At 67.0% G+C, this 3,060-nt stretch carries 3 protein-coding genes; all 3 read left to right on the forward strand.

The features are described from left to right. Positions 1 to 255 (forward strand): ArsR family transcriptional regulator (locus VFW79_RS07245; protein ID WP_329676645.1); only part of this gene is annotated, 255 nt, incomplete at its 5' end. A gap of 244 nt (positions 256 to 499) precedes the next feature. Then, positions 500 to 1,186, forward strand: a complete 687-nt coding sequence (locus VFW79_RS07250) for a succinate dehydrogenase cytochrome b subunit (RefSeq protein ID WP_329676646.1) — start codon at positions 500 to 502, stop codon at positions 1,184 to 1,186. A gap of 26 nt (positions 1,187 to 1,212) precedes the next feature. Continuing rightward, positions 1,213 to 3,060: fumarate reductase/succinate dehydrogenase flavoprotein subunit (locus VFW79_RS07255; protein ID WP_329676647.1), on the forward strand; the 1,848-nt coding region annotated here is incomplete at its 3' end.

The raw sequence follows: 3,060 nt of genomic DNA on the forward strand, positions 1-3,060 counted from the left end.
CGGCCGGTCCGTGAGCTGCTGGCGGAGATCGACCTCGAGGCGTCGAACTTGTCCCAGCAGTTGGCGGTGCTGCGTCGGGCGGGCATCGTGAGCTCGTATCGCGAGGGTGCGACGGTGATGTACCGCCTGAGCACCCCGGCAGTCGGGGAGTTGATGGGCGCGGCGCGATGGATCTTGGCGTCAGTGCTGACGAGCCAGGAGGGCCTCCGCGCCGAACTGCAGGCGGAGCTACTCTCGGCTGTGGCGGCGCCGTGAGCGGCGATACGGATCGGTTCTGCCCGTCATCGGGGCACTCAGCGGGGACGACCGAGCCAACGCAGGACGTTCATGCATCGCAGGACGAAGGGCCCTGGACCTGTCGCGAGTTTGACTGATCCGCGCCTGGTGGGAGCATGCAGTGCCGGCGGCGGCAGATCCTCGGGTGTTGATGGTGGAGTGCGACCTCGGGTCGGTCGTCGGTCCGTGTTGTTACCCTCGAAGTGGAGGCAAGGTGGCCATCATGATCCAGGACGCGAAGACGCGCCCGGCTGGTCGGACGAGTGTCGGCCTGAAGGTGGTCATGGCGATGACCGGTGTGCTGTTCCTGCTGTTCCTGCTGGCGCACAGCTACGGGAACCTCAAGGCGTTCGCAGGTCGGGCCGCCTATGACGGGTACGCCGAGCACCTGCGCACGTTCGGCGAGCCGATCCTGCCGCGCTCGGGATTCTTGTGGCTCATGGGCGTCGTCCTGATCGTCTCGGTCGCCCTGCACGTGTGGGCCGCGGTGGTGCTGTGGCAGCGGGCGCACCGCGCGCGCTCCACCCGGTACGTGACGTTCAAGCCGGTCCAGGCGACGTTGTCGTCGCGCACGATGCGGTGGGGCGGCCTCACGATCCTCCTTTTCGTGATCTTCCACCTGCTGCAGTTCACCACCGTGACCATCCAGGTCGGCGGCAGCTTCGACAGCCCCTATCAGCGGCTCGTTGCAGCTTTCCAGGTCTGGTACATCGTGGTCGTCTACGCCCTGGCGATGGTGGCCCTCGGGATGCACTTGCGTCACGGGATATGGAGTGCCGTGCAGACGCTCGGGTGGTCCACGCGTGCCCGTGAGACCCCCATCAAGCGGACCGCACTGGTGATCGCTCTGGTCGTCGTCGTGGGATTCCTGGCCCCGCCCGTCTCGATGTTCTTCGGCCTGGTGAAGTGAATGCGAACTCTTGAGGAGAAGCACTGATGGCTGACGGTCTCATCGACGGGCTGTACCGCGAGGGTGAACCGGTCAGCGACACGAAGGCCCCCGACGGGCCGCTCGCTGACCGCTGGTCGTCGCGCGTCTTCGGCGCCCACCTGGTCAGCCCCATCAACCGGCGGAAGCTGAAGATCATCGTCATCGGCACCGGTCTGGCCGGGGCCTCGGCTGGGGCGACCCTGGGGGAAGCCGGGTACCAGGTCACGTCGTTCTTCTTCCAGGACAGCCCGCGCCGGGCACACTCGATTGCCGCGCAGGGCGGGATCAACGCTGCGAAGAACTACCGCAACGACGGTGACTCGACCCATCGGCTCTTCTACGACACGGTCAAGGGTGGCGACTTCCGCTCCCGGGAGTCCAACGTGTACCGACTCGCTGAGGTCAGCGGCAACATCATCGACCAGTGCGTCGCCCAGGGGGTCCCCTTCGCCCGCGAGTACGGAGGCCTGCTCGACAACCGCTCCTTCGGAGGGGTTCAGGTGTCCCGGACGTTCTACGCGCGCGGGCAGACCGGTCAGCAGCTGCTCCTGGGTGCCTACCAGGCGCTCGAGCGGCAGATCGCTGCGGGGACCGTCACGACGTACAGCCGTCACGAGATGCTCGAGCTGGTCGTCGTCGAGGGTCGCGCCCGGGGCGTCGTCGTCCGCGACATGATCACCGGGGAGATCGAGACCCACCTCGCCGACGCGGTGGTGCTCGCCAGCGGCGGGTACAGCAACGTCTTCTACCTGTCCACCAATGCCATGGGCTGCAACGCGACAGCGATCTGGCGCGCCCACCGTCAGGGAGCCCTGTTCGCCAACCCCTGCTACACCCAGATCCACCCCACGTGCATCCCGGTCTCTGGCGAGTACCAGTCCAAGCTCACACTGATGTCCGAGTCCTTGCGCAACGACGGTCGGATCTGGGTTCCCCTGGCCAAGGCCGACACCCGCGACCCCCGGGAGATCCCGGAGAGCGAACGCGACTACTACCTGGAGCGCGCCTACCCCGCGTTCGGCAACCTGGTCCCGCGCGACATCGCCTCACGGGCAGCCAAGAGGGTCTGTGATGAGGGGCGCGGTGTCGGTCCGACCGGTCTGGGCGTCTACCTGGACTTCGCGGACGCCATCGAGCGGCTGGGGCGGGCCGCGGTGGTCGCCAAGTACGGCAACCTCTTCGACATGTACCAGCAGATCACCGGGGAAGACCCTTACCAGGTGCCCATGCGCATCTACCCCGCGGCGCACTACGTGATGGGTGGGCTGTGGGTGGACTACGACCTGCAGTCCAACATCCCCGGCCTGTTCGTGGTGGGTGAGGCCAACTTCTCCGACCACGGTGCCAACCGCTTGGGGGCGTCGGCGTTGATGCAGGGCCTAGCCGACGGCTACTTCGTCCTGCCCAACACCATCAACGACTACCTCTCCGCTGGGCCTTTCGACCAGATCGACGCGGACCACCCGGTCGTCGTCGACGCCGTCACGAGCGTGCGGGCCCGGATCCAGACGCTGCTCCGGACGCACGGTTCACGGTCGGTCGACTCCTTCCACAAGGAGCTCGGGCAGATCATGTGGGAGCACTGCGGCATGGAGCGCACCCACGAGGGCCTGGTGGAGGGCATCGAGAAGATCCGCGAGCTGCGGCGGGAGTTCTGGGCCGATGTGCGGGTGCTCGGCGAGGCCGAGGAGCTGAACCAGGCGCTCGAGAAGGCCGGACGGGTCGCCGACTTCCTGGAGCTCGGCGAGCTGATGTGCATCGACGCCCTGCACCGCCGGGAGTCCTGTGGGGGGCACTTTCGCGCAGAGAGCCAGACCGAGGACGGTGAGGCGCTGCGAAATGACGAAGACTTC

The organism is Cellulomonas sp. (genome assembly GCF_036279715.1).
Lineage (GTDB): Bacteria > Actinomycetota > Actinomycetes > Actinomycetales > Cellulomonadaceae > Cellulomonas_A.